Source organism: Vulcanisaeta sp. (assembly GCF_049966235.1).
Classification (GTDB): domain Archaea; phylum Thermoproteota; class Thermoprotei; order Thermoproteales; family Thermocladiaceae; genus Vulcanisaeta; species Vulcanisaeta moutnovskia.
Genome location: NZ_JBMFVA010000004.1, coordinates 15,645 through 41,522 on the forward strand (window position 1 = coordinate 15,645; position 25,878 = coordinate 41,522).

Annotated in this window: 24 protein-coding genes; 10 read left to right on the forward strand and 14 right to left on the reverse strand. The window is 40.8% G+C overall.

Features of this window, described 5'->3' with window-relative positions:
- Positions 1 to 46: 46 nt before the first annotated feature.
- On the reverse strand, positions 47 to 937 hold the full coding sequence (locus tag ACP5L5_RS04020) for an SDH family Clp fold serine proteinase (protein WP_428761809.1): 891 nt from the start codon (positions 935 to 937) through the stop codon (positions 47 to 49).
- A gap of 110 nt (positions 938 to 1,047) precedes the next feature.
- On the opposite strand from ACP5L5_RS04020, the gene ACP5L5_RS04025 reads away from it, so the two are divergent.
- Genes ACP5L5_RS04025 through ACP5L5_RS04040 form a run of 4 tightly spaced genes read left to right on the forward strand, consistent with a single transcriptional unit; the run spans position 1,048 to position 3,761 of the window.
- Positions 1,048 to 2,115 carry a transketolase C-terminal domain-containing protein gene (locus tag ACP5L5_RS04025; protein ID WP_428761811.1) on the forward strand — a complete coding sequence of 356 codons (1,068 nt, stop codon included), beginning with the start codon at positions 1,048 to 1,050 and terminating at the stop codon, positions 2,113 to 2,115.
- Positions 2,112 to 2,945, forward strand: a complete 834-nt coding sequence (locus ACP5L5_RS04030; protein WP_428761813.1) for a thiamine pyrophosphate-dependent enzyme — start codon at positions 2,112 to 2,114, stop codon at positions 2,943 to 2,945. The genes ACP5L5_RS04025 and ACP5L5_RS04030 overlap by 4 nt, the downstream gene beginning before the upstream one ends.
- Entirely contained in the window at positions 2,942 to 3,187 is a 246-nt protein-coding gene (locus ACP5L5_RS04035; protein WP_013603412.1) for a 4Fe-4S dicluster domain-containing protein, read from the forward strand. Before ACP5L5_RS04030 ends, ACP5L5_RS04035 begins: the two co-directional genes overlap by 4 nt.
- Positions 3,171 to 3,761, forward strand: coding sequence for a 2-oxoacid:acceptor oxidoreductase family protein (locus ACP5L5_RS04040; RefSeq protein ID WP_048056765.1), 591 nt, complete (start codon positions 3,171 to 3,173; stop codon positions 3,759 to 3,761). The genes ACP5L5_RS04035 and ACP5L5_RS04040 overlap by 17 nt, the downstream gene beginning before the upstream one ends.
- Before the next feature lie 44 nt (positions 3,762 to 3,805).
- Here the strand turns inward: ACP5L5_RS04040 and ACP5L5_RS04045 are convergent, their stop codons facing one another.
- The 8 genes from ACP5L5_RS04045 to ACP5L5_RS04080 all read right to left on the reverse strand — a co-directional run bounded on the left by ACP5L5_RS04045 (position 3,806) and on the right by ACP5L5_RS04080 (position 13,029).
- Positions 3,806 to 4,249 (reverse strand): CBS domain-containing protein, encoded by a 444-nt coding sequence (locus tag ACP5L5_RS04045; RefSeq protein ID WP_428761815.1) that lies wholly within the window; start codon positions 4,247 to 4,249, stop codon positions 3,806 to 3,808.
- A 160-nt stretch (positions 4,250 to 4,409) separates the two neighbouring features.
- Positions 4,410 to 5,987, reverse strand: coding sequence for an AMP-binding protein (locus tag ACP5L5_RS04050; protein ID WP_428761817.1), 1,578 nt, complete (start codon positions 5,985 to 5,987; stop codon positions 4,410 to 4,412).
- On the reverse strand, positions 5,977 to 7,644 hold the full coding sequence (locus ACP5L5_RS04055; RefSeq protein ID WP_428761819.1) for an acyl-CoA dehydrogenase family protein: 1,668 nt from the start codon (positions 7,642 to 7,644) through the stop codon (positions 5,977 to 5,979). Before ACP5L5_RS04055 ends, ACP5L5_RS04050 begins: the two co-directional genes overlap by 11 nt.
- Positions 7,645 to 7,715: 71 nt before the next feature.
- Positions 7,716 to 8,312, reverse strand: a complete 597-nt coding sequence (locus ACP5L5_RS04060) for a TetR/AcrR family transcriptional regulator (protein WP_013603407.1) — start codon at positions 8,310 to 8,312, stop codon at positions 7,716 to 7,718.
- 48 nt (positions 8,313 to 8,360) lie between these two features.
- Positions 8,361 to 9,350: a 3-oxoacyl-ACP synthase gene (locus tag ACP5L5_RS04065; RefSeq protein WP_428761821.1), complete on the reverse strand. Its 990-nt coding sequence runs from the start codon at positions 9,348 to 9,350 to the stop codon at positions 8,361 to 8,363.
- Positions 9,351 to 9,358: 8 nt separating this feature from the next.
- Positions 9,359 to 10,792, reverse strand: coding sequence for a class I adenylate-forming enzyme family protein (locus tag ACP5L5_RS04070; protein ID WP_428761823.1), 1,434 nt, complete (start codon positions 10,790 to 10,792; stop codon positions 9,359 to 9,361).
- Position 10,793: 1 nt separating this feature from the next.
- Positions 10,794 to 11,642: an alpha/beta fold hydrolase gene (locus tag ACP5L5_RS04075; protein WP_428761825.1), complete on the reverse strand. Its 849-nt coding sequence runs from the start codon at positions 11,640 to 11,642 to the stop codon at positions 10,794 to 10,796.
- Positions 11,643 to 11,655: 13 nt separating this feature from the next.
- The gene (locus tag ACP5L5_RS04080) at positions 11,656 to 13,029 is read right to left on the reverse strand and encodes an MFS transporter (protein ID WP_428761827.1); all 1,374 of its coding nucleotides are present in this window, start codon (positions 13,027 to 13,029) and stop codon (positions 11,656 to 11,658) included.
- 319 nt (positions 13,030 to 13,348) lie between these two features.
- On the opposite strand from ACP5L5_RS04080, the gene ACP5L5_RS04085 reads away from it, so the two are divergent.
- Positions 13,349 to 15,952 carry a penicillin acylase family protein gene (locus tag ACP5L5_RS04085; RefSeq protein ID WP_428761829.1) on the forward strand — a complete coding sequence of 868 codons (2,604 nt, stop codon included), beginning with the start codon at positions 13,349 to 13,351 and terminating at the stop codon, positions 15,950 to 15,952.
- 5 nt (positions 15,953 to 15,957) lie between these two features.
- Positions 15,958 to 16,332 carry a hypothetical protein gene (locus ACP5L5_RS04090; protein WP_428761831.1) on the forward strand — a complete coding sequence of 125 codons (375 nt, stop codon included), beginning with the start codon at positions 15,958 to 15,960 and terminating at the stop codon, positions 16,330 to 16,332.
- A 215-nt stretch (positions 16,333 to 16,547) separates the two neighbouring features.
- On the opposite strand, the gene ACP5L5_RS04095 is transcribed toward ACP5L5_RS04090, so the two are convergent.
- Together ACP5L5_RS04095 and ACP5L5_RS04100 are read right to left on the reverse strand one after the other, a co-directional pair.
- Positions 16,548 to 16,775 carry a PIN domain-containing protein gene (locus ACP5L5_RS04095; RefSeq protein WP_428761833.1) on the reverse strand — a complete coding sequence of 76 codons (228 nt, stop codon included), beginning with the start codon at positions 16,773 to 16,775 and terminating at the stop codon, positions 16,548 to 16,550.
- 153 nt (positions 16,776 to 16,928) lie between these two features.
- On the reverse strand, positions 16,929 to 17,696 hold the full coding sequence (locus ACP5L5_RS04100) for a crotonase/enoyl-CoA hydratase family protein (protein WP_428761835.1): 768 nt from the start codon (positions 17,694 to 17,696) through the stop codon (positions 16,929 to 16,931).
- Between the two features lie 297 nt (positions 17,697 to 17,993).
- Here ACP5L5_RS04100 and ACP5L5_RS04105 point away from each other — a divergent pair, with 297 nt between their 5' ends.
- On the forward strand, positions 17,994 to 18,347 hold the full coding sequence (locus ACP5L5_RS04105) for a hypothetical protein (protein ID WP_013603397.1): 354 nt from the start codon (positions 17,994 to 17,996) through the stop codon (positions 18,345 to 18,347).
- A 71-nt stretch (positions 18,348 to 18,418) separates the two neighbouring features.
- The gene (locus ACP5L5_RS04110; RefSeq protein ID WP_428761837.1) at positions 18,419 to 18,823 is read left to right on the forward strand and encodes a hypothetical protein; all 405 of its coding nucleotides are present in this window, start codon (positions 18,419 to 18,421) and stop codon (positions 18,821 to 18,823) included.
- Positions 18,824 to 18,831: 8 nt separating this feature from the next.
- Here the strand turns inward: ACP5L5_RS04110 and ACP5L5_RS04115 are convergent, their stop codons facing one another.
- A complete protein-coding gene (locus tag ACP5L5_RS04115; protein WP_428761838.1) occupies positions 18,832 to 20,205 on the reverse strand; it encodes an FAD-binding oxidoreductase in 1,374 nt (457 codons plus the stop codon).
- Positions 20,206 to 20,306: 101 nt separating this feature from the next.
- On the opposite strand from ACP5L5_RS04115, the gene ACP5L5_RS04120 reads away from it, so the two are divergent.
- Positions 20,307 to 21,386, forward strand: a complete 1,080-nt coding sequence (locus ACP5L5_RS04120; protein WP_428761840.1) for an alpha/beta hydrolase — start codon at positions 20,307 to 20,309, stop codon at positions 21,384 to 21,386.
- A 113-nt stretch (positions 21,387 to 21,499) separates the two neighbouring features.
- Entirely contained in the window at positions 21,500 to 21,796 is a 297-nt protein-coding gene (locus ACP5L5_RS04125) for an aspartyl protease family protein (RefSeq protein ID WP_428761842.1), read from the forward strand.
- A gap of 80 nt (positions 21,797 to 21,876) precedes the next feature.
- Here the strand turns inward: ACP5L5_RS04125 and ACP5L5_RS04130 are convergent, their stop codons facing one another.
- Both ACP5L5_RS04130 and ACP5L5_RS04135 read right to left on the reverse strand, forming a co-directional pair.
- Positions 21,877 to 24,258, reverse strand: coding sequence for a thermopsin family protease (locus ACP5L5_RS04130; protein ID WP_428761844.1), 2,382 nt, complete (start codon positions 24,256 to 24,258; stop codon positions 21,877 to 21,879).
- A gap of 63 nt (positions 24,259 to 24,321) precedes the next feature.
- Positions 24,322 to 25,455: an MFS transporter gene (locus tag ACP5L5_RS04135; protein WP_428761846.1), complete on the reverse strand. Its 1,134-nt coding sequence runs from the start codon at positions 25,453 to 25,455 to the stop codon at positions 24,322 to 24,324.
- Positions 25,456 to 25,878 lie beyond the last annotated feature (423 nt).

Consider the following 25,878-nt stretch of genomic DNA (forward strand, 5'->3'; position numbering starts at 1 on the left):
TTGAATTTTAAATAAAAAGCTCCTTTTATTTCTCTCCATTGGTGATTCATGAAGGGAATATTTCGCTCCTTGTCTCTCTGGCTGTTGGTCTTGGTATTGTGGGGTATGGTAGGTATTCGATTCCGGGTCTGTTTGTTCTGGCTTGTGGGTATAGTGTCATTAGTTCATAGACCTCCATGGGTACTTCTGTTGATACCTTGAGGCCCATCTCCTTAAGATGCCCCACAGTTATCGGATAATCATGAGTATAATAACCACCCACAAGCCTATCAGCAATATACCCAGCCCTCTCCTCACCAACCTTATCCTTAACTAGCTCAATGACTAGCTCCTTGACTTGATTAATGGCCTTCTCGGCCATGTCTGCGAGGATCAGTGTCTGATCATCAACCTTGTCCTTACCCTTAACCTCAACCGCCTTTAGAATAGACGGTGCAGGTAAGTAAATTCCTCCAGGGCCGCCCAACTGAGGGTCAAGAGGTCCAAGTACAGCATTTGGGTCCATTACTATTTCATCAGCTGCCAGTGCGATCAGTGTACCGCCGCTCATGGCATAGTGTGGTACAACCACAACCTTCTTTGCTGGGTGTGCCTTGAGTGCCTTGGCTATCTGTGAGGCGGCAAGCACAAGGCCTCCTGGGGTGTGTAAGATGAGCATAATGGGTGTGTTAGGTGGTGTTGTCCTGATAGCCCTTATGATGGCCTCCGAATCCTCAATGTCTATGTAGCGATAAATCGGAACACCAAGTAGTCCAATCTTTTCCTGTCTATGAATCATGGTTATTACCCTGGATCCATACTTACGTTCCATGAATGCGATAAGCCTTAGTCGTGCATGTTGTAGTGATCTCATTGAGAGCCATGGCGATAGCATTGCTATGAAAAATAAAATCCAGAAAAGGTACCCGAGTACGTCCGTATATATGTCGAGAAGCATTGTAAAATTTAACTACATATACTATTAAAAAGCATTACCATATACTTCATGATCACTGTAGTATAATATTTTTTTAATATTATTTTTAGTCATAATAAGGGTGTCATTGAATGGGTAGGTACTCATTAATGATGGGTAGTGAGGCCTTAGTCCGTGGCGCCATTTATGGTGGTATTAGGTTCTATGCTGGTTATCCAATAACGCCTGCCACGGAGATTGCTGAGTACATGGCTCAATTATTGCCTAGGGCTGGCGGCATTTTCGTGCAGACGGAGGATGAGTTGGCGGCAATAAACATGGCAATTGGAGCCTCGGTGGCTGGGTGGAAGGCCATGGTTGCTACGAGTGGTCCAGGTTTCTCCCTAATGCAGGAGGGTGTTGGTCATGCCATTAATACTGAGGTACCCCTACTAATAGTTGATGTTCAGAGGGGTGGTCCATCAACAGGACAGCCCACAATGCCATCCCAACAAGACGTTATGCAGGCCAGGTATGGTTCTCATGGCTCCTACGAAATAATAGTCCTGAGCCCAGGCAATGTTCAGGAGTTGTTCTATCTAACCATAGATGCCATTAACTTGTCCGAGCAATACCGCACGCCTGTGATATTACTTACGGAGGAAGTTACTGTGCATCTGTGGGAAAAGATCCATGTTCCAGATCCCGAAGAATACCCGGTGCTACCTCACGTTACACCGCCAACCCACGGTGATGAGGGATTCCTACTCGAGAGCCAGCTTCATGATGAGAGGGGCTATAACGTGGCTAATGATCCTGAACTCTCCGCTAAGGCGCTATGGCGTTTAATAGGGAAGATTAGAGACAATGTAGATAAAATATCTAGGATTGAGGTTAAGTACGCCGGTGATAATCCCGAGATCTTCATAGCATCCTATGGATGCTCAGCAAGGTCAGCACTAGCCGCAGTTAAGATGCTTCGGCAAGACGGCCATAAGGTTGGTCTCCTACGACTTATAACACTCTGGCCATTTCCAGAAAATGCCATTAAGAGTGTATTAAGGAATGCCAACACCATTATTGTCCCTGAAATGAATTCCGGCTACATGGCCAATGAATTCAGGTTGCTTGGCCTAAATGTGGTGCCAATACCGAAGTTAGGTGGTGAAATACCAACACCCGAGGAGATATACAGCACAGCTAAGGGTGTCCTCCCATGAATCCCCTTATCCAGAAGTACCTCCGAAGTGAATATGCACAGGGTAAGAGGAGGACTATATTTTGCCCTGGCTGCGGCAACGGCATAATACTTGGTTACTTCGTTAGGGCTATTGATGAGTTGAAACATGAGGGTAGGTTTGATGACTCTAAACTATACATAGTCACAGGCATAGGTTGTTCTGGGAATATTCCTGTACCCCTTAAGTATAACATTGTGCGTGCACTGCATGGCAGGGCATTGGCCGTGGCCACCGGCATTAAGCTCGTTAGGCCCGACGCCGAGGTCATAGCCTTTGTTGGCGATGGCGATTTACTATCCATCGGTGGTAATCACTTCATTCATACTATTAGGAGGAACGTTGGTGTTAAGGTCATCTTAGTCAACAACATGCTCTATGGGATGACCGGTGGACAAGTAGCACCAACAACGCCCATGGACGCGATAACGCATACTACGCCGTATGGTAATCCGGAACCACCACTTGATGCCTGTAGATTAGCCATAACCCTTGGTGCCACATACGTGGCCAGGTGGACTGTAGCCCTGTCTAGGCAATGTATAGAGTCAATCAAGGAGTTACTGCTTCATAGAGGTTTCGGACTGCTGGAGTGCTTATCCCAATGTCCTGTTTATCAGGGTAGGTATGTGATTGGTATTGATAGGTCCTCGAAAATAATGGATTATTACCTGAAAATAACGGTATTAGGTAAGGAACCCATGTATGGCGATAAAATAACCATTGGTAAGTTCGTGGACTATGAGAAGCCTACGTATGAGGAGATAATTTGGAGCATGATAAACAGGGTTAGTAAGGGTGGCGAGTCATGAAGAGGGTTACCAAGGTCTCTGTGATTAGGATAGACATTGATAAGTACCTCTGCAAGGGATGCTATATATGTGTTGATAAGTGCCCAACAAAGGTCTTTGAGGTCTCAGACATAGTTGGTGATTATGGCGTATTCATACCGCAGGCCAAGCATCTCGATAAATGCATTGGATGCGAAATCTGTGAATTGTACTGCCCGGACTTTGCAATAACAATTGTTAGGGGTGATGGTGGTGAGGTATGAAATTAGGTTTGCAGGGTTTGGCGGACAAGGCGTAATCACGGCGGGCAGATTATTAGCGTTAATGGTTATTGAGGCTGAACCAAGCATTTACGTGGTCTATAGCCCATCCTACGGATTTCAAACAAGAGGTGGTGATGCGGTATCAGACGTAATAATCAGTGATGAGGAAATTGATTTCCCAAAGGCGAGATACCTCGACTTAGCCTTAATCCTAAGCCAGCAAGCCTATAACAAGTACTGCAGGTACGTAAGGGAGGATGGTGCATTAATAGTTGATAAGTACATAAATAGGCAAGGCACATGCCAAAGTAAAAGGCATCATGAGCTCGATATTGTAGCAAACGCTAAGGCGCTTGGTGGTGATGTGTTCTCATCAATGATAGCCTTAGGCTCAGCGATAAGGTTCTTTGAAAGTAAGTCAATACCCAATGATAAATTAACCTTAAGTCTGGCTGAGAAAATTGTGGCTGATTATTTTAAGGAGTCATTAATTGGTAGGAGGGTGAATGTCGAGGACATAATAGCTAAGAACATTAAGGCACTTAGGCTTGGTTATAAAATGGTAACAATATAAGGTCTATTTTAAAGGTACTTATTTGGTAATGATTATTAATTGTACTAATCAGCACCGCCATCGTACTCCTCAACAGGCTTTGGTACCGCTAACTCAGCCATTCTTGATATTAACCTATCTTCACAAATTACATCGTTTGATGTTAAGACACCATATGGTTTACCTGAATCATCAACCACAAGCAAATGTCTAACACCATACTCGCTCATAATTAGAGCAGCCTTATAGATACTGTCATTTAACCTTATCGTAACCAGCTTATTATATGAGCAGCATTGACCAACGTTAACATCCAAACGCCCTGTCTTAACTATTGTCCTTAGTATATCGTTAGCTGTGACTATACCTAGTATCTTTCCATTTTTGCCAGTTACGACTAAATAATCAGTATTTTCCTTCGTCATCAACTCAATAGCGATCTTTAAGGGTTTATCTTCATCAATTATTATTCCCTTTCTCCTAAGAACTTTATCAATGGTAGTACTCATCAAGGTAACGAATGATTAAACAAATTATAAGGCCTACTAAGGATACATTGCCTGCACTAAACGAATACTTTATAAATGTACTGAGCTTATATTCAAATGAATTATAACAAATATCAATATAATTAAGAAATAAGTAATATATTATTTAATAAATATCGATTCAGCCATACCCAAATATGTTTCTTCTTAATTCCTTCTTATCTATCTTACCTGTACTTGTCAGCGGTATCTCCTTAACGAAGATTATATCGTCAGGTAACCACCACTTGGGTATCCTGCCAGAATTAACCTCCTTATTCAATGCTTCATATATTTGCACCTTAGTTATGTTATATCCCTCCCTTAACTTCACTACAGCTACTGGTCTCTCACCCCACTTCTCATGAGGCTTACCTATAACTGCGACCAAATCAACTCCAGGTATGTTGGAAATAATAGCCTCTAGAATACTCGTTGGTATCCATTCACCACCACTCTTAATAACATCCTTCAACCTATCAAGTACTCTTAAGCCGCCATCACTTAGTACTATACCAACATCACCAGTCCTAAACCAACCACCTACATAACTCTCCCTGGTCTTTTCAGGGTCCTTATAGTATTCGTATGGCAACCATGGTGCTCTCAACCAAACCTCACCTATTTGACCCCTATCGGCATCCTTACCTGTCGCTGGGTTAACTATCCTAATTTCAACGAATGGAACAGGATGAGTTGTTAGTCTAATATAATCAAGGAATTCATCGACTGAACTAAAATCCTTAGACACTATTGATATTGATGTGGCGAGCATGTCTGTTCCTCCATAAATTGACGAAAAAGCTATGCCTAACTCATGCATCCTCTTAGCTAATCCACTTGCTATTGGCATGCCACCAACCAATGCCTTAAGCCCACGTAATACATGTAACTTATTCATTTTCTCGGCTGTATCAATCAGCATGTACATCATTGTTGGTACGGCATTTATCCACGTAACCTTCTCCCTCTCTATCAACATTAATGCCTTATCTGGTGTAAATCTACCCATAAGCACATACTTACTGCATAAATACGGTGCATGTATGAAGCTACCCCATGAATGAATATGATAAAATGGTATAAACGGCATTATTATGTCACCCTGATGAAGATTAGCTGGTGTATTGTAAAATCCAAGTTGATAAGCTATTGCTAGTGCGCCATGCACAAACTTTTCATGTGTGTATTTAACCGCCTTTGGAAGCCCTGTTGTTCCTGATGTAAAAAGAATAGAGAAATAGTCATTACCTGAGACCTCTATCTCGGGCTCCTTAACTTCCTTATTATTAATTAAATCATCATAACAATACTTAGCATCACATGTTGGGCCTAGGCTTACAAGCTTATCCTTATTGACGAGAGTAGCAAGCGCCCTAAAATCATTAGAATAAAATAACCACTCGATCTCGGCCACTTTCATGGTATACGCTATTTGATCAGGAGGTAGTCTTATATTTACTGGATATATCACAGCACCTATCATGGCTGCTGCATAGTGCAGCTCAAACATGGGCAATGTGTTCCAATCAGCTACACCGATAACAGTACCCTTATGAATACCAAGAGATAGTAATGAGTTAGCTAATGATATGATGCGCCCATAAACATCACTATATTTAAGCCTAGTATTTTCGGTCACAACCTCAGTATCAGGACATAGTAATGAAGCTCTCCTTATAACGTAATGCACCGTAAACCCAATCCCACTATCTGACATACGTTACCACCTCGTTCTCAATATCTATTATTTTCCTGCCTAGATCATAAGAACCAACCTTATAACCACCCTGCAGATACCTCTCTAGATATAGTTCAGCAATCACGGCATACCTCTCTATACCCAGCTTCTCTGCAATATCAGTTAATACAATAATGGATATGGCGTGACCTACTGTGGATAATATGTCCTTAGCCCTAAATTCTATTTCTAATGAACTTAATGAAGAAATTACCTGCATTGTGTTTCTCATCGCATTCATGGCTGCCTCAGCTATTTCGTGATAAGATTTGATACTTGCCACAGTGTTTTCCATCTCACTCAACATAGTAATATGGGCATTCTTCTTATTCATTGCCTCAAGCATGTCCAATGCCTGTATATTGCTTGTGCCCTCCCAAATTGGCGTTATCAATGCCTCCCTATGCCACCTCTCGATTGGGTATTCACTTAAGAACCCAATACCACCATAAAGTTCCATTGCCAACCTAGTTATGTATGCTGCAGCATCGGCGGTCACATTCTTAGCTATATGCGTTAATAACCTGGCATAATGATAACGATCACCATAAGGCGGCTTATCATGCCATGACCTATCAAATTCATCAACAGCCTTAAACACAAGCGCCGTGGCGCCCTCAAGGGCTACCTCCATATCCATTAAATCCCTAATGACGAGTGGATGCTCAATTAACAACTTGCCAAAGGCCCTCCTCCTACTTGCATACTCATAAGCCTCAAGATAGGCCTTCCTGGCAACACCAACGGCGCCAATGGCATTTGCAAGTCTTGATACCATTAAGTCTTCCATTATATAGTAAATACCATTACTCTGATCACCAACTAAGTAGGTCTCTGATCCGTGGAACTCGACCTCGCCTGTTGGTACGGAGTTTGTACCGCTCTTATCTTTTAATCTTCTAACTATGAAGTTCAAGTTGCCAGACGAATCGAGTCTAGGTACTGCAAAGAGAGCTAATCCCTTAGCGCCAGGTTTACCACCCTCTGGTCTTGCTGAGGTTAAAGCAATGTCTGCTAACCCGACACCACTGGCGAAGTACTTATCGCCGTATAATCGCCACTTACCTCCATCTACCTTAGCTACCGTAGTATTAGCACCAAGATCACTACCTCCCTGTATCTCTGTAAACCATGTAGCACCGAAATTGATTGGTTTATCATCACCAATAAGTTTTGGTACGTACCTCTTCAGTTCTTCGTTACCATACTTATGAAGAGCATATGCTGTTTGGTTAGTTATGGTGATTATGCAGTAAAGACCAGGGTCCGAGATTAGGTAGCCCATGGCATAATGCTCATGCCAACTACCACCATGATAAGGAGGTTTATTTATTCCAAAATCAAGCACTAATTTCTCAATTGCATACCTCTCAGCAGGATTTAACCAAACCCTATCAACCCTATTACCATTTACATCCCACATAATATGTTTAGGCCTTGAGATCTTGTCCACATAATCTGTAATTTCGAGCAAATCACGACCAGCAAAGATACCTAATTCACTAAGGGAAGGAATCTTACCAGTGAAATACTGAAGGATTCTCTGTAATGGTTTATCAGCATCATACATATTAATACCATATGCATTAGACAAAAAGCCATACACATCTATATTATCCCCAATATTTCTTGACATATGCAAATTACTATTTATTTATGCTTTATAAGAGTTATAACAATATATTTTATATAGATAGACAAATACACTCAACAATTGCATCTAGGATTTAATATTCTTTCAAGTATTTTGTTTACTTCATCAATTACATACCTAGGTATTTTATTATTCACCCATAAAATGTATCGCTTAGCTATAAAATCAGCAATGCCCATTAATATGAAGGATAGAGCCTCCGGATCATACCTCGCTATTTCACCTCTATTCATAGCCTCTGATAATTTCCTGGAGTATCTCTCGGATAATTTCATGTAGTGCCACTTATAAAGTTCGATGTTGTTTGATTCAGCCTCTATTAAGATTTTGTAGAGGTATTGATTATAATACATCCAATCAAAGAATGCCTCAAAGCCTCGTTTTTCTATTGATATTCTATCAGAGAGTCCCGCAGTACTTAACGTTAGGTAATGCCTCATATCCCTATTTATTCGTTTAACAAGTTCGTTCAGTAATTCGTCCTTATTATTAAAATAGAAGTAAAAAAGACCGTGTGATACACCAGCTCTTGATGTTATTTCGTCAATCGATGCATCGTTAAATCCCTTCTCGGCAATTACTGCAATTGCTGCATTTAGAATCTTATTTAAGGACTCCTCGCCTTTCTTTGTTTTTGGAGAATACTTCATGGTTTTACCATAGTAAATAAAAAGGTAGTTTAAATTTTTAAAGTGAAATTACTTAGTACGTTGAAGCACTGTGGCGCCCCATGTCCAACCAGTACCTGCTGCCACTAAGACTATGATACTACCTTTACGTGTCTTACCATATTGCTCGGCTAACCATAATGAGAGGAATGGATCAACTGCCTGCATATGCCCATAATTCTCTAGATATATTGTCCTGTCGGGAGATATACCTAGTTCCTTTAGTATTTTCTCGTGGAATGAACGTTTCATATGTAGAATGGCTAAATAATCAACATCCCTTAATGTTAATCCACTCCTTTCCACCGCACTCTTTATTACATTAATGAAGTTGTTAAATGATACGCTTTCAAAGATTTTATTGAATTCGTCTGTTCTATTTACCTGGAGTAAATAGTCTTGATTTGCGTCATTAACGCTATAAAACCTCTCGCCTAATCTTTGATAAACGACATTTGAGAACCTTCCATCAGTTATTATAGAGCTCTCCAATATTCTGTACTTACCATCAACATTACTTAAGAGAACTGCTGCGGCCCCGTCAGAAAAATCGTACATAAATGAAGACGCCTTGTCCTTATAATTAACAATCATACTCTGCTTCGTGGCAATAACCATTAATACATGTGAATCATTACCCGTAGTCTGCAATTTCGACTTTAACAAATCAAGTGCAACAATACTACTGACACATTGCATTGATAAATCAACACCATAGGCCCCCTCTATACCTAATTCATTAATTACATCCGGTGCAACATCCCAGACGTATTTATCTTTAAAATCAGAACCTGCATAGGCCACGAGATCAACCTTCACATTGTATTTACTCATTAATTTCTTAGCGACCAGCTTAGCCATATCAGAAACCGATAGTGATCTCTCAATTGGTTTCCTAACGATACCCATCTTATCCTTAATCACCCAATCAGGTAACCCCGTTTCTATAGCCAGGGTCTTATAATCAATGAATGTGTTTGGTATGTATAATTCATAATCAACAATATATGCGTTTCTCATAACTATACTCAACCCTCATCTAGTACGTCCTTAAAACCATCCTTTATATACCTCTCACGCAACTCTCTTTTTGAAATCTTACCAATCTGGGTCTTAGGTATCTCCTTAACGAATATTATACGCTTGGGCACCTTAAACGAAGCCAACACCTTCTTAAGATCCTTCTTCACGTCATCCTCGGTTACCTTAAAACCTGGCTTCTTAACGACAACAGCAACGACAGCCTCGCCCCAATGCTCATCAGGAACTCCGAAGACAGCTGCGTCATCTATGTATGGCAATTGCTTAAGAGCTACCTCAACCTCAGTTGAGTAAACATTCTCACCACCTGTCTTTATCATATCCTTCTTTCTATCTAAGAATGAAAAGTCCCCATCCCCATCAATAACGAATAAGTCACCCGTCCTTAAATAGCCATCCTCCGTAAATGGCCTTTCACCAGGTCTATTCCAATATCCCTTAAAAACATGTGGTCCCTTTATTAATAACTCACCCTCCTCTGATAACTTCATCTCAATGAACAGTAGGGGTTTACCGACAGACATCACCTTATCTCTGTAGCGTTCTGGCGCGATATAGAAATTATTGGGACCAGCCTCGGTTAATCCATACCCCTGAAAGATCCTGTATCCTTTATTGATAAAACGCTGTGCAACATTGGGTAATAACGGCCCACCGCCATTAATGAAGAGAACATGCGATAAATCCATGCTTTCAAATAATGGCGACTTACTTATTGAATCAAGCATTGTTGGTACACCCATATACACGGTGCAGCCTTCCCTAACCAATGTTTGTATTGTCCAGTCTGGGTCAAACTTATCGGTTTCAGGGAGCACGACCTTACCACCGACTAATAATAATGGCATTAATAATACGTTCCATCCACCAGTGTGGTAAAGAGGTAATGATACTATGGTGCAGTCATTCTTTGTAAGCCCCCATGATATTACCGTTATTATTGCGTTCCAAAGAATGGATCCTTCATGAACCATAGCGCCCTTAGGAGGACCCGTAGTGCCTCCTGTATATAGAATCATGGCTATTTCATCAAGATTCATCCTATATTCATAACTATACCCATGGTTTGCATCTTCAATAACCTTATCCATACTTATACCCTTTCCGTAATAATCATCGATTATAAGGGATGGCCTAACATCGTTAATTACAAAATTTAGAAAATCAATGCCAAGCCTAGGATTTACAGGTACCAATGTGGCTCCTATTTTCCTTAATGCAAAGAATGTTGCTACGTGATGTATTGGCGACTTTATAAGCGTAATAACCCTATCGCCAAATCTAACACCTAGATTACTTAATGCATACGCAATCCTATTAGACAAAGCTTCAAGGTGTGAATACGTATATGAGTCATTACCAACCTTAATAGCGATTGAATCCTCAATTCTAGCTCTATGCCTAAGTAGGCTCTCAAGCATGTTAAATCACCATGGCTTCCTTCGACGGCTTAAATGTACCATTGATAACATCATTTATGAAATTAAGAACTAACATATTATAATCATCAGCACGCTCGATAATCGCCAAATGACCAGCCCCCTTAAGTATGACAAGCTTACTATTAGGCATTAATTGATTCATTATGCGGGAATTCTCAGGATTAACTACATAGTCCTCATCACCAGTCACTATTAATGTTGGAACCACTATATTGGGCAGTCTATCCTTAAAGTCAAATGTCAGTACAGCGGCTAATTGATTGTTATATGCCTTTGGATCCTCCTCGAACATCATCCTCACCTCTACAATACGCTCAACCTCATCCCTATGTCTCTCAAAGAAATCCTTGGAGAAAGCAACTCTCATCCTTTCAATAAGCATTTGCCTCCTATCAAGATTAGGATTAGGAGGTTTTAACAAAACTTCAAGTGCTTCCTTACTTGGTGGTAACGATTTAACACCAAAATTAGTCTCACCAAGGATTAAGCCCTTAACCCTACCTGGGTTCCTATATGTGAAGTACATTGCTATCATGCCGCCCATCGAGACGCCCCATATAAACGCCCTATCTATTGAGAGGTAGTTCAGTAGGTCCTCAAGGTCATTAGCAAAATTATCCATAGTGTATGGTTTATCAGGCTTTGAGGACAAACCAGCACCCCTATTATCATAAATTATTAATTTTACATAATTAGCAAGCGACCTTTGCTTAATCCACATCCAATTAGCATACCCTAAACCCTCAACTAAGACCAAGGGTTCCCCCATACCATCAACTTCATAATATATCGATACACCATCTCTAGTGACTACATAACCGCTCTTCACATTAATCACCGCATTAATCCGAAACCTGCTCAAGCCTTAATTTAGTTGTTCTTGGGCCTGTAAGCACTATTAACGTGGCAATTATCTCAAATATGCCAAGTAGCACGAAAGTCCATACACCAGTACTAAGTGGATTTAACGGATTAAAGACGAGGTATATTATGAATGGAACCACGGCACCACCAAGATGCCCAACACCGTCGGCTATAGCGAAACCACTAGCCCTTGCCCTTGTTGGGAATAATTCAGCAGTATATGTATAGGCGGGCACAGCAAATGCCGTCGCAAAGGCGCCCAGGAATGCGCCTATAGTTAATATTATTGGTGAACGAATACCAACGGCTACGGCATATAAGAATACTGCGAGTGTGGCGATGCTGAAAGCTGAAGCCACAAGGTACTTTCTCTCCCACTTATCGGCTATAGGCGCCATGGACAACGCACCAACTATATAACCAATACTACCCAGTGCTATGTACCAGGTCGCTGTTGTGAATGTGAAGCCAGCGGCCACGAATATGTATGGTGCAAAACCAATTACACCATATGCAAGCATGTAATCGAAGAACCAGAATAAAACGGCCATTAAAAGTCTTGGGCCGTATTTCCTATTGAATAATTCTGCCGTTGGGAACTTCGATAATAGTTTCTCAGGAAGTGGTGGTGGAACTGGCGGTAATGGCCTTACCTTCTTTTCAGCAAAGCTTTCCAGTGTTCTAACGACCCTCTCAGCCTCATCAAACTTACCCTTTATTGTAAGCCATCTGGGGCTTTCTGGCATTAGGTATCGTAAAGGAACTATTGCCGCTGCAACAAGTGCACCTAATCCAAATAACCACCTCCAGCCTATTGGCGATATTGGTATCAATGCAAAGGCTATGAATGGTGTTACGGCAAAACCTAAAGCTCCTGCTAAGTACGTAAATTGTACCATTTTACCCCTAATGGGTGCTGGCGTTATCTCTGATATGTACGTATTTATAATAGCTATTTCAGCACCAATACCCATACCAGTTATTAATCTACTTGCTATTAAGACGATGGCGTTTGTTGATAATGCGCTACCCAAAGAACCAATGGCAATTAATATGGCGTTAGTTATTAATCCCCACCTACGCCCCCAATAATCACTTACTGTGGCAACAAAATAAGCACCAATTATGTATCCAAATAATGAAACAGAGACAGCCTCACTGATCTCTAACCTAGTCATTCTCAATTGCTGAATCATGGGAGAAACTATAGCAAATGATAACGTAAGTATATCATAGAATGCAAAGAAGTAACCAAGGCCGATAATGACCATCCAGGAAACAGGGTAAGGTCTTACAGGGAGTCTATCTATTCTTGCTCGAAGCTCACCAAGCTTGAGCTCTCTATCTGACACTTGACCCACCTGTCAAGTTTAACATAAAATAAGAATATTTAAAGATATCAAATCAATGTTTATAAAAGAACATTGTCGATATTATTAAAAGCAGTACTTATTAATATGTATTATTAAAATTAAATCCTTCAAATTTACGGTAATTAATTAATTGCATTAATTCTATTTCTTAATAATTAAGATTTTTTGAATAAAAATTATTATGTCGATTATTAAAAATACCTAATTGTTAAAGATAACCTTTTTATCCATGATTATATTCTATATATTTTATAAACATATTATTTTTATAAATCCTAAATTAATTATCAGATATTGTATGAATATATCGCTTTATATAAAGCTAGGTTTAGCTGTGATTTGTTTACTCCTTGTGGCAATATTACTGAGTGTTCCTATTAGCATTCTGGCTCCCCTAGGGCAGGTTCTTAATCCAGGTACTGGTGTTTGGAATAGTGTTCCTCCTCCTGGTGTTGGTTGTCATAGTAGTGTTTTAACGATTAATGATAGTTCCGCAGCCATTGTTGTATGTGTAACTCCTGATGGTTTCATTAGGATTGCCTCTAATGAGACCTGGGCTGTGTTTTATGAGGAGGGTTACTTAACAGCTGAGTATAGACTTGCTCAAATGTACTTTATGGCGATGATGACCATGGGTAATTTATCATCAGTAGTAGGTCCATCGGTACTACCCAGTGATGAATTCTTTAGGACATTGTTAACACCCCAGGTTACTCAGGAAATTGTTGATTCATTGAACAAATCGAGCTTTACCTATGAGGCTCTTTACTACTATACCCTCGGCGTTAATGCATACATTGAATCATTGACATCACAAAGGATGCCCATTATATTTAAGGTTCTTGGTTTTAGACCTCTACCATGGACTATGGAAGATACCTTTGCCATACAGCAATTACTCACGTGGTCATTGAGCGGATCTGCTGATCAATTGCCATTTACTGTGGCACTTCTCAAAATGCCAAAGCAGGTTATTTATGCATTCTACCCGGCGTACCCCTCATCAATTCAATACCCCGTGTATCCCGAGGAATGGAACCTAGGTATTTACAATACCACGGGAAATATTAAGGGCCTAAGTTTCTATTCCCCAAACCCATTGCCACCCGGCATAACTAAGCAGGAATTTATTGAGGCGATTGATAAGGCAATAGCATTTTATGAGGAGAGCGATACTGCATTTAGGGACTCTGTGGTTAGTAAGTTATTACCTGGCATAAACCCATTTGAGCACTTCGTAATTGGCTTGAGCGATGAAGGTAGTAATAACTGGGTCGCATTATCACCGAGCGGACAGGCATTCTTGGCAAATGACCCCCACCTAACAACGACTGTCCCATCTATTTGGATCGGCTTTCAACTGGTTGGACCTGGCATGAATGTGATTGGTGTAGATTTCCCAGGTGTTCCAGGTGTGATACTTGGTCATAATCCATTTATAGCATGGGGCGCGACCGATGCGGAGCCCCAGGTAGTTTATTATTACGTTGAGGTTACGAGCCCTAATCACCCAGGTGAGTATTACTATGATGGTTCTTGGATGCCCTTTGAGGTTGTTCAGGAGAAGATCTACGTTAAGGGTGTTGGTTATGTACCGTATAATGTTTACCTAGCCCGTAATGGCGTTGTTATTGCCAATTATAGTGGTGTTGTTATAGTGATGAATTGGACTGGTATGTATCCAACGGATGAAGGTGCTACATTTCTATACTTCGACATTGCACAAAACCTCACCGAATTTCTTAAGGGCTTATCGTACTTTAAGGTTGGAATACAGAACTTCGCATATGCCGATAGGTATGGTAACATTGGTATATTTGCCTGGGGGTTATACCCAATAGTCATGGGTGGTGATCCAAGGGCTGTAATGCTTGGTAATGGGTCTTATGACTGGGTTGGCTTCATACCAACCCAATACCAACCGTATGTCCTAAACCCACCATCGCACTTCGCACTATCGGCTAACGAAATCCTAGTCTCGCCGAATTACCCATATTATGTTGGTTGGGTGTTTGAGAGTGGGTTTAGGGCTGATGAAATATATACATTGCTCTCGCAGTTTGAGGCTCAGGGTAATATAACGTACTCCTCCATGGAGACCATACAACTTAATGTCCACGACTATACAACAAACCTATTCCTACAACCACTACTTAATGCATTATCAACACACTTGAATAAGCTCTCACCAATTGAGGTACAGGCCTACGAATTACTTAAGGATTGGGACGGCGATTTCACACCAAACTCTGTAGCGGCCACGATATACTACTTCTGGCTATGGAATTACCTAAACGATACCTTCATGCCCTGGTTCCAATACTACAACATAACACCCGCTGATGGTCTCGGCGAATTCTCCATATTCCTAGGACCGGACGCGATATTCCACGGACCATTAATACTAGACCTAGCAAACTGGACTAATAATTATCCAGACATAGTGTGGTTTAACGACCCAGTCACAGGGCAAAGTAGGAACGCAACAATAGTTATGTTGCTTGCCTTCAATCAAACAATAAGTGAGTTAATGAGTAAGTTAGGGCCAAACCCATCTACATGGTATTGGGGCAGGATTCATGAACGAATACTCACAAGCTTCTTTGGGATTAACCAACTCTCGGTTGGGCCATTCCCAGCGCCTGGTGATGGAAACACCATAAATGCTGCATACGGATTACTGTCTAATGAGGGCCCAAGCTGGCGCTTGATAGTCGATATGGCAAATCCATTAAGCGGCATTGGCGTTTACCCCGGTGGCATATCCGAATATCCACTAAGTCCATTATACAACGACACAACCGCATACTGGCTCAATGGACAATACTACACATTAATACCACCAGGCCTACCCCAGTACTTCTATTACCTATACCTACCAAACGCCACATTACCAGGGTGATTGGCATGGCCATGAGTTATACAACCCGCTTCTGGACCTTATTCATAATAAACCTAGCGATCTCATTCGCGTTGGCATATACAGGTTATTGGCTATTAATGGCAGTACTAGGTCTAATAATCGGTTATTTCTTAAATGCTAATAAGGCACTGTCCGCATTCACGTGTGCAGGGGTGCCTGGACTTCTCGGCGTCCTGATTAGTATTCTTGCAAACCCATACGCAATCTATGACGGTGAAGTAACAGCAGCAATAATCGGATTACCATACAGTATCGTTGGCTCAATAATACTATTGATAATAACGTTACTAATAGCACTCGCCCTCACAGGCTTAGGAGGATTGGTGGGCCACTATATACGTAAATTAATAAAGCGTTAATAAAAGTAAGGTACGGCATTACTAAATGGTAAAGCTGTTTAAAAACTTACGGTATTACCGCACTCCATGTTTACTAGCCGCTTTCCTCAGTCTTTGGTCGTAAGTGGCTAAGTAAGCACCCCTTCTTAATGCCACTGACAATATTATGTAATCATTTAACATTGAAATTGGAGCTCCATCCTCCTCCATCAGAACTAAACCGGAATATATCGTACTTAGATCCTATGAATTATTATGAAGTCACTTAATTCATTCAGTTTCGATTTAACAATCTTCACATCCTTCATTAGTTTCATTAATACCCATATATATTCATAAAGAACAACATAAGGTATTACGACATCACCCTTTTGTATTATGCTATATGATTCATCATGATACTCACTATCTTTAAACGTTGCATATACCAAAACATTGATATCAATAATTATTTGTGATTTCATCCCTCACCTCATTAATTATCTGCTCAATATCTTCAGGCGTTAACTTCTTACGTAGCGTATAGGTTGTCCATTTTTTACGATAAGGTCCTATCACGGCAATCCCCTCCTTCTCAAGATAATATCTAATTTTTATAAGCTAAATTACCTAATTATCTAAATATTGATGATATCACCATGTCTACCTGCACCCTCTTTAAACCTCCTCACACCCTCGTATATCTCCCCAGCCCTTATTGATTTCAATCCATAATTCATCTCAATGATTAGGCCTTCACTCAATGGCTTATCTAAGCCCTCGTATACCGCGAGCCTATCATTCCTAAGGGTCTCCTGTGGGTACCTACTGATTAATTCTGCAATTTCAATGGCCTTATCAAGGGCCTTACCCTCATCAACCAGGTAATTAACTAAACCCCACTGATATGCCTCCTCAGCACTTATTAATCGTCCCGTCAATATTAAGTCAAGGGCCCTACCAAGCCCAACAATCCTAACCAGTCTCTGCGTACCACCATCAACGAGTGGAACACCAAATCTCCTTTCCAGAAAGCCGAACTTAGCAGTCCTATCAGCAACCCTAATATCAGCCCAAAGCGCTATCTCCAAACCACCGGCTACACAATAACCACTTACCGCGGCTATCACAGGCTTGGAAAGCCTAAGCCTAGTAAAGCCAAGAGGACCATTAGGGTCAGTAACCCTATTAATGAGCCTATCAATGTCGTACAAATCAGCCCCAGCCGAAAAATAACCACCAGAACCAGTGATTATACCCACATATAGATCAGGATCTCCATCAAAGTACCTCCAAGCCCTAAACAGATCCTCAGCGGTATTAGCATCAATAGCATTCCTCCTCTCCGGCCTACTAATCATAACAATAAATACATGTCCCCTCCTTTCAGTAATTACATTGCCCATGATTAATATCATCCCTTAATCAATTATAACTATTTCATTCATTAAGATAACTAATTATCCAGCAGATTAATGCTCATAGTATACTTAGGCTATACCTATATATAATTATAAATTATATTATAGAAAAATAATTTTTGTCTAAAATAATATAATCATTACTTAAAATCTGGAGGAAAAACATGCAAAGCAACGTGAAATTAGTATTATTAATACGTTATAGTATATCTTATTGTTAAAAATAATCATAAAATACGAGAGATAGAAAAATTTATAAATATTTTGTTCCTTGGAACCTGTATGTCTCAGATAAGTGAGGATGAACGCACATGGGGCTTAATAGCCTGGATCATACCGCTTGTTGGTGGGATAATTGGCATTATAATGAGACCGAACTCTGGATATGTTAAGCATTGGTCCTACCTGAGTATAGCCTTTGGGCTTGTGATAATAGTTGTGGATGTGATACTGGACATATTGACCTTCGCACTTATTTTTATACCTCCGGTTTTATTGCTCATAAGGATCCTTGGAATCTTGGTTGGTTTAGCGTTTCTTATAATATGGTTAGTTGGAATACTTAGGGAACGTAGTAATCTTTATTGGAAACCACCAGTCGTATATGACATAGCTAGAATAATGGGTAAACAATAATGCTTAGCTTCATATTACTATTTGTTACAGGTATTATATTGCTATTTATTTCCCTATACATGTTTCGTCATTTGAGAACTTGGATTCGATCCTGGAGGATAAAGGAGAAGGGGACACATACATATGTGAGGGGAGGTCCCAAGGGTAAAAAGGCAGTTGCTATGGTACTGGGTATGTTCATGTTGTTCATAGGCTTGATACTTAATGTTGGCGTATTGACCATAGTGTTATTAATGATAACTGGTAACACGGGAATTGCGGAATTACTCTTGAATATGGCCTCAAATGCCGCATACATAGAAGCATCACCATATGGATTTAAGTACATAGGGCCTTTTACAAACTATACACCAACCCAGATTTACTACGGGGGCGTCAATACCGCAATCGTAATGGTAATACTCACAATGCTTGGAGCGGCTGTATTACTGGCGTTAATGAAATCGCAACCCATGGTAAAGGGTAACCCATTATAAACACTCTATTATAGTATTTTCCCTGGATTCATTATCATATTTACATCAAGTACATCCTTTATCTTCCTTAATAATTCCCATTGCTGGTTCATTTCCAATTTAACATAGTCCCTCTTTAGCAGTCCAGTACCGTGATGATGCGTTATGGTTGCGCCTACCTTGCTTGTGATTTCAAATGTCTTGTGCCAAATTCTCCAGTAAGTATTCTCATCCTGCCTAAGAACTACCACACTATAGAGTGAAGCGCCGTTTAGATATATATGGGTTATTCTTGGTAATACGTAGATCACACCATCGACTTCCTTAAGCTCGCCTTTAATGCCAGCGTAAAGACCTGGCAACCTACTCCAGGTGGTTGCGGTATCTATTGTTTCAACCCAAAGGCCTTGATTCACCAACTGCATTAATTGCGATTCATAGTCTTTAGCGAAGACGATTCTCCATCTCTTGACCAGGTCCTGACTAACCTCAGAACCACCATGGTGCCTTGCCAATTTACTTACAATACTCGCCTCAGCATTAACAAGCTCCTCATCATGCCTCCTAATCCTGATTAATGCGACAAACATATCCTCACCAATCATTAACTTACTACTATCCTTATCATGAATAACGACTCTATAAGGACCAGGAAGCCTAATGGCCATGTCCCTAGCGAATTTAATGGCGCTAACAATATTGTTAAATACGAACGCCCTATCAACATAGTAATTAGCCAGCGGTTTAACTCTCAATGTGGCTCTTACCACGATGCCCAGCGCGCCCTCGGATCCAATGAATAAGCGTCTCATGTCAGGCCATGAAACCCTTACATAAGTGCCAGGACCAACACTCACTGGGTCACCATTTGGTAGGAGTATGTCCATTGATAGGACCAGCTCCTCAATATTACTAGCACTATGTGAGCCGGTGCTCCCATGCCCAATAGCACCACCAACTGTGAGCAATTGAAACGATTGCGGGTGGTAATCCAGGGTATAACCTCTCTCATTAAGCCACTTCTCCACGTTAATCATCTTAGCACCAGCTTCAACGGTTATTGTTAGGTCCTCCTCACTAAAGTCTAGAATTTTATTTAACCTACTCATATCGATAACAACACAACCATTGTGATAGGCACCACCAACAACGCTAGACCCACCACCATATGGAACAAGACATATGCCATACTTATTGGCAAGTTTAACAACATTAATTGCATCATTAATACTACCAGGCCTAATAACGGCTGGTGGTGAATCAAGGCTATGCCCAAGGGCTTCCCTAAGCATGAGTATTGACCACCAATCTCTCCTGAACATTGATAATCCGTGGCCTTCACTAATGACGTTGTCTTTCCCAAGCAGCTCCTCAATGTCTTTAAGGAATTTTACTAATTCCACGATTAATGTATGATAAAAATAATATTAATGCTATAGCACTATATAAAATATATTTTCCATATAAGCACAAACAATAAATCAAAATCAAGGCATTACTAAGCATGCCAGACTGGAAACTAACCTGGGAGGGAAGCATTAAGGAATTCCCTGATCTCACTGAAAGAGTTTGGGTTACGGAGCGCCCACCCGGTGGTTGCTTCAATTATATAGCTCTAAGGGAGGTTAAGGGTAGGGACGTGACCTACCCATACCCAGTGCTGATACTGCCTGGTATGGCATCACATGGGGAGCAGTTGATTCACGTTTCATGGCATGGAATACAACCGATAGAACCAGCAATACCGGACTCCATGATACCTATATACCTAGTAAGGCGAGGTCACCTGGTCTATACAATTGATTATAGGACGCACTTCGTACTTCCTGACGTTAAGGATCTCTCATTCATGCTTGACTGGGGCTGGGAGACGTGGCTGGGCGATATTAAGGAGACTGTCAACAAGGTTATGGAGGTTAGCGGTAGGGATAGGGTCATATTGATTGGGGAGAGCTTTGGTGGAATTGCGTCAATGAATTACGTTACTATTCACCCGGAGGATGTTAAGACGATAGTACTACTAGATGGTGCGCCAATAAGGGCCTCTGTTATTCAGACATTGCCTGTGCGTAGTGTTGATGATATCAGGGCAAGTAAGCTATATGCGGTACCATCAATACTAACTGGGGGTAAGTATCCAGGGAATATGGTGAACACGGTGTGGCTTAAGGCACTATACAATCCAGCAATACCAAGTCCAGAGCCTGGCTTTAAGACCTTAGGCGATTATTTAATGAATATAGCCTATAATCAGGGACTTGCAAACCCATATTCATACCCAACCTCACCTCCCCAAGCCATATTTGCCGTATTGGCGACGCTGGACCCGTACTGGCCTGTTAGGTTATTTATAGAGCCAATGGATCAATTCAGAACTAAATACGTGGAGGTTAAGGTACCAATACTCGCCATTATAAGTGGGTTATTTGGTATGAAGGTGGCTGACATGGACTTAGTAAAGAGGTTAATGAGTGATGTGATAATACTTGATGGTTATGGGCACTTAGACGTTTATGCGAACCCAAATAATGTTAGGGATGTTAATGAACCTGTTCATAAGTGGCTTATTAGGATTAAGGACTGATTGAGAATTGATAAAAAGTCATTTAAGTCTATACATTATTTCTAGAGAGAATAATGGGCATCACGAAGGTTAAAATACTAATAAAAAATCCGGAGACTGGTGTAAGTCGAGATGTGGAACTGATAGTGGATACTGGCAGTGTCTTTACCTGGATTAATAAGGATACCTTGGCGTCAATCGGCATTAAACCAAGGAGGGTCAGGCAATTCAGGACTATAGATGGTAGGATGGTTATGAAGAGTGTTGGTTTAATCACAATTAAGTATGAGGACTATGAGGGTGATGTTGAGGTTGTATTTGGTGAGTCTAGCGATGCGGAAGTCCTTGGTGTCACGGCGCTTGAAACGCTGGGTTTAGATGTTGACCCAGTAAGTGGTAAATTGAAATACGTAGGTCATCTGGCATTGTAAATAGAAAGTCATAGCAACCCCTTCAACCCAGACAAAAGGGCTTCTCGAAATATTCCATAAGCCCTATAATGGTTATTTCCTTAAAATGTTTTATACTCACTGCGTCTTCTCCTAATGATAAGTATTACTATTACACTAATTGCGGTTATTATTACCGTATACATAATTACTGTGAGGAAATAATTAATGTGCCAAGTCACGGTTACGCTCGTTGGTTTATTGACTGTGATTACGAGCCCGAGCTCGCTTAGAAATACTCCATCGCTAAATACCGTGCCAGGCCTAATCATGAGCGCCTCACCGCTATAGAACCACTTGGTTATATTTGTTGTGTAAGTGCCGTTAACACTAACGGGGTATTTACTATATATTGTAACGAGGTACTGACGTACAAAGTTACCTAGGGATATATTAAATGGTAAATAAACAACAATGCTCTCATTGTTACCTAGATAAACTAAGCATGTACCATTACCTAACACGTAGTACTTAGGTACGAGAATAATTAATGTAGAGCTCCTATTAACCCACGTAACTACCGAATAACCGCTTATATTTTGCAATCCCGATAAGGAGACTATCACAGGCACGGGACTATTCACATTAACCTGGTACTGCTTCGTCCAATTAACAATGACTGTATATGGCCCATTAACTAGTAAATTGGTGACGTTGTTCATCACCATATGGTAGAGACTGGTTCCTGTGAGGTATATGTAGTAAGCATTGAATACTAGCCGTGTTCCATTATCGAGGTAGTATATTTCTGGTTCATTGAGCGTCACGACAGAGCCATAATTATGCCACCCACTTTCTCCGTTAAGTAGTCTACTCGGGTCGTTAATTGTGAGCATGTATTGTAATGTGTAATTAACATAAATGCTTGTTGGTCCCTGGAGTGTTAAGTTCAATGCATTTGTAGTGACTATGTATGAGTTATTGATTACGTAATTCATGAATATGTACCTAGTCTCGTTAGGTACTACAGTGATTATTGATGGTTCGTTTAACGTAGTCGTTGAGTTCACGGTATATACATCCAATGTCCTTGTCTCATTCACGGGATTATTAATTATTAATGGTATGAAGTACGTGTTAAGGAAGTACAACTTTTCAGGGCCTTGAATAACGTAGACGGATCCATAATTAAGCGGTGACACGTGGGCATCATATATTATCTCGGCGGTGTCCGTGCCGAAATCCCACATTGATGGTACTGGTGATAAGTAGTAATCGCTTGGGTATGGCCATGCAAAGTATAGGGCTAATGTGATATTTAATGGCTTAGCCACAGTGCATTCGCTATTCCATGGACCTGCAATCACCAACTCAGCATTATTCATTAACTCACCATTATTGCTCGTCGGTGATACCTCCATGTACGCTGATGAGGACTTTACCCTTATCGTAACATTGTCAAACCAGGTAATTGACTGACCGTTGTATGAGTAGCCGAAGGCAATCCATGGATAGTCATTACTCGTTAATCCAGTCCTAGTTATTAGGTATATCGTGAATGGCACATGCGCTTGCTGTGATACTTCCGTGTAGTACGCATATGCCGTGATATTACCTGCCGTGGCATTTACGGGACTAATTACCCCATCACCGCTGATTAGGTTGTTGCTCAGTGAGGCGTTAATTGATGAGCTATTCCAAACATTATCACTCACATAGGCTGTGTAATTTAATGTATCAAAGAGCAGTACATTCTGGAGCCAGTAGTATTGGGCATAGCCGCTGATCGTGTTCACCACAAGGACCGTGTTAAGCTGAATACTGAACCAATTATTGCCAGGTTCAACATAGCCAGTTGGGCATGAGCCCGGTTCCTGGGTAAATACGTTGTAAATACTCGCCTCACCAATGAATTCGTTGGTTCTATACTCATATGCGAAGTATCTGCCGTTAATAATGGCAATACCATAATCAGCAATACCCACCGGGAATCCCCACTGATTAAGCATTGGTTTTCCCGTTAATGATATGGCGTAAATTACCAGTACTGGTTTTAGTTCATTATTAACAATGACGACATAGTAAGTTCCAGTTCTATTAATGTGGTAATAACCACTTAAATTGCTACTGGTAATGGAGTATAAATACTCATTAATGCCTCCCTCATTAAAATACCTCATGAATTGTTGGTTGGTGAGTATGTACAGCGTTATTGGTGATGTACCCCAAACACTGTAGTCTATGTACGACCCAGCTGGCGCGCTGAAATTGTAGTAGTAATACCAAGCTGGCGGTAGGTAAATTATGCCGCCTGTCATGTTAGTGTACGTGTATGAGAACGACGTACTATTTGATAAATTGATAACGTTAAACATATTTATTGGTGGTATCTCAATAACATAATTGGTATCAGCAATACCTAATGTGGCGCTTAGTAATAAGGCCATGAATAAAGCAATTAGTATTGATTTCGACGCATCGCCAGTGGTTAATTGCCTTTTCATAGCAATTAATTATGATATGGTAGTTTGGGTTATATACCTATTGTTATTATTAATTTAACATATTCACCGGACCTTTAACGTTAATAAGTAAATCACCGCCGATATTATTATCACGATTCCCATAACCACCCATAGGAATTGGTAATTCGCCCTAGTTAATATGAACGAAGCAACCACAGGTGCGACAGCACCACTCAATTGCCAAAACAAGTTAGCGATGCCAGCAGCGCTCCCTGCCATCTCCCTACCTATCTTGGAAACCGCGGTTGAGTTCGCGGGTGTTATTATAAACCTGATAAAGCCCATTACTGCTGCCAATACCATGAGCGGCAATTCCCTAGTTACTACTGCGAGCATTATTGTCAAAATGCCGTAAATAGCCTCAAATATCGAGAGTGTACCTTTAACGCCAATACTCCTTATTACATAACCAGCGATCATTGTTGAAAATACGCCGAATAACGCTAGTAGGGAGTAAGTGAATCCAGCCACGTACCTATTAAGGCCTATGGTTAGGAAGTACTTGTAGGCGTACAGCGTTATTGCCCAGTATGACATGAAGAATAGAAAGCCAGAAAGACTAACCACAACAACATCACTATTTCTCAGCAATCTGAGATCAAAAGTACTATGCATAGTATTATCGTAATTGCCAGTGCTTATAGGCATGTATAACAAGGCAATTATTATTGAGGTAAGGGCAATGATGTAATAACTCCATCTCCAACCAAAGACTATGCAAATTTCGGGCAGGGTAGCGCCGGCAAGCACTATAGATAGTGGCCAAGCAATGCTGTAATAACCCATGGCAATCGGTAGCTCAGGCCCCCTAAAGCTAATCGTTAGGAGTTTCACGGTGGCTGGGTAAATCCAACCGGCACTCAGACCCATGAATAGGCTAGCCACATACTCAACCCGTATGGAATTAGCAATACCCGAGACAAGGGATGATGCTGCTAGGCCGATTAACGATATCATGATTACGCACTTAGGATTAACCCTGTCGGAAATTATGCCAGCAGGTACTTGAACAACCACGTAACCAACGAAGAAGAGTGAGAAGATCATACTATCCTCAATAATTGTTGGCTTTAATGTTGAGTATGTCGATACTATGCTCCAGGCAAGCCTAGAGAAGTAGCTCATGAAAAAGGATGCCGATGCTATTCCTACCAGGTAAGTATCCCTAGCTCTCATGCCTTAATATCAAGGTTAAACCTACCGCATTTAAGCCATTTCTCCCTCATTAAAATGTTCGTGCAGCAGCGGCGTAGATTGGATCAATTATTACTTATTCATTATCTCTCCTCTCAACAATATTCAAATTAAGGTGCTCAGTAAGTTGCCTAGTGCCGTATTGCTTACGTATCTGCCCTCAATAATCCCTAACCTACTCTTGATCAAACTTTATCTGGCGGGTTCCTCACCTAGGGTTTTAAGGATGGTCTTACACCTAGGACTTCTTATTATGCCTGGTGAATTTATTAAATCGTAGTATGTAAATGTCTATGGCGATACTTCTTATGGAATTAAGTACAATTAGTTAATAGCTTTGCACAATGAGTGATTGTTATTAAACGTTTAACTAAGTATAAAAGAGCGTAGTATCGCCATAATTAG

Coding starts and splice junctions, on each gene's coding strand:
- ACP5L5_RS04020 (WP_428761809.1), bottom strand. CDS start 937: ATGCTTCTCGACATATATACGGACGTACTCGGGTACCTTTTCTGGATT.
- ACP5L5_RS04025 (WP_428761811.1), top strand. CDS start 1,048: ATGGGTAGGTACTCATTAATGATGGGTAGTGAGGCCTTAGTCCGTGGC.
- ACP5L5_RS04030 (WP_428761813.1), top strand. CDS start 2,112: ATGAATCCCCTTATCCAGAAGTACCTCCGAAGTGAATATGCACAGGGT.
- ACP5L5_RS04035 (WP_013603412.1), top strand. CDS start 2,942: ATGAAGAGGGTTACCAAGGTCTCTGTGATTAGGATAGACATTGATAAG.
- ACP5L5_RS04040 (WP_048056765.1), top strand. CDS start 3,171: ATGGTGGTGAGGTATGAAATTAGGTTTGCAGGGTTTGGCGGACAAGGC.
- ACP5L5_RS04045 (WP_428761815.1), bottom strand. CDS start 4,249: ATGAGTACTACCATTGATAAAGTTCTTAGGAGAAAGGGAATAATAATT.
- ACP5L5_RS04050 (WP_428761817.1), bottom strand. CDS start 5,987: ATGTCAGATAGTGGGATTGGGTTTACGGTGCATTACGTTATAAGGAGA.
- ACP5L5_RS04055 (WP_428761819.1), bottom strand. CDS start 7,644: ATGTCAAGAAATATTGGGGATAATATAGATGTGTATGGCTTTTTGTCT.
- ACP5L5_RS04060 (WP_013603407.1), bottom strand. CDS start 8,312: ATGAAGTATTCTCCAAAAACAAAGAAAGGCGAGGAGTCCTTAAATAAG.
- ACP5L5_RS04065 (WP_428761821.1), bottom strand. CDS start 9,350: ATGAGAAACGCATATATTGTTGATTATGAATTATACATACCAAACACA.
- ACP5L5_RS04070 (WP_428761823.1), bottom strand. CDS start 10,792: ATGCTTGAGAGCCTACTTAGGCATAGAGCTAGAATTGAGGATTCAATC.
- ACP5L5_RS04085 (WP_428761829.1), top strand. CDS start 13,349: ATGAATATATCGCTTTATATAAAGCTAGGTTTAGCTGTGATTTGTTTA.
- ACP5L5_RS04090 (WP_428761831.1), top strand. CDS start 15,958: ATGGCCATGAGTTATACAACCCGCTTCTGGACCTTATTCATAATAAAC.
- ACP5L5_RS04095 (WP_428761833.1), bottom strand. CDS start 16,775: ATGAAATCACAAATAATTATTGATATCAATGTTTTGGTATATGCAACG.
- ACP5L5_RS04100 (WP_428761835.1), bottom strand. CDS start 17,696: ATGGGCAATGTAATTACTGAAAGGAGGGGACATGTATTTATTGTTATG.
- ACP5L5_RS04105 (WP_013603397.1), top strand. CDS start 17,994: ATGTCTCAGATAAGTGAGGATGAACGCACATGGGGCTTAATAGCCTGG.
- ACP5L5_RS04120 (WP_428761840.1), top strand. CDS start 20,307: ATGCCAGACTGGAAACTAACCTGGGAGGGAAGCATTAAGGAATTCCCT.
- ACP5L5_RS04130 (WP_428761844.1), bottom strand. CDS start 24,258: ATGAAAAGGCAATTAACCACTGGCGATGCGTCGAAATCAATACTAATT.
- ACP5L5_RS04135 (WP_428761846.1), bottom strand. CDS start 25,455: ATGAGAGCTAGGGATACTTACCTGGTAGGAATAGCATCGGCATCCTTT.